This window comes from Vibrio sp. 1288, assembly GCF_033344475.1.
On the sequence record NZ_JAWPOX010000504.1, the window covers coordinates 1 to 711 of the forward strand.

The following is a 711-nucleotide window of genomic DNA, read 5'->3' on the forward strand; positions in this document are numbered from 1 at the left end:
CTTAGCGAAAGCCAGCGAGAGCGAACTACTTGGCATTTACCGCGATGCGCTGCGTACTTACGGTATGTGGAGTTATCGCTCTTACCCGTTGGAGTCGCGTTAACCCTTATCGCCCCATTCAAATCGAAAAAAGCCTGCACGTTCGCAGGCTTTCTTGCATTAGAACAGTGTCTAAAGCGATTAAATCGCTTCACCATTTACTGTAACGGCGACGTCAATGTTGCCACGAACGGCATTTGAGTATGGGCAGACTTGGTGAGCAATGCGCGTCAGCTCTAGTGCTTGTTCTTGTGGTAGGTCTAACTCTGCCGCGAGGCTAACGGTCAACGCAAAGCCACCGTTTTCATTCGGGCCAATGCCTACTTCAGCTGTCACAGGTGCGCTCTTTAGCGCTACTTTTGCTTCACGCGCAACGTGCAAAATCGCGTTAGAGAAACAAGCCGAGTAACCCGCTGCAAACAGTTGTTCTGGGTTCGTTGCTGCGCCTGTGCCACCCATCTCTTTTGGGTAAGCAAGTTCAAGATCCAGCAGACCATCGTTGGTTTTTACTTGACCATTGCGGCCAGCCAGAGCAGTAGCTTGAGTTTTGTATAATGTTGTCATGCGAATATCCTCTTTAATTTAAGTTGCGCACAATTTAATTGCTTGCAACCTTACATCGAAACAACGATAGTTTGCAACTATATTGTGCACAATTTATTTTTATCGCCT

The 711-nt window shown here is 47.5% G+C and carries 1 protein-coding gene; it reads right to left on the minus strand.

The features are described 5' to 3' along the window. Positions 1 to 180: 180 nt before the first annotated feature. Complete coding sequence (locus tag R8O11_RS27655) at positions 181 to 603, minus strand: organic hydroperoxide resistance protein (RefSeq protein WP_015313691.1); 423 nt, start codon at positions 601 to 603, stop codon at positions 181 to 183. Between the last annotated feature and the right edge of the window lie 108 nt (positions 604 to 711).

What these genes read in the sequence shown, in the direction of transcription:
- R8O11_RS27655 (WP_015313691.1), bottom strand. Translation starts at nt 603, where the DNA reads ATGACAACATTATACAAAACTCAAGCTACTGCTCTGGCTGGCCGCAAT.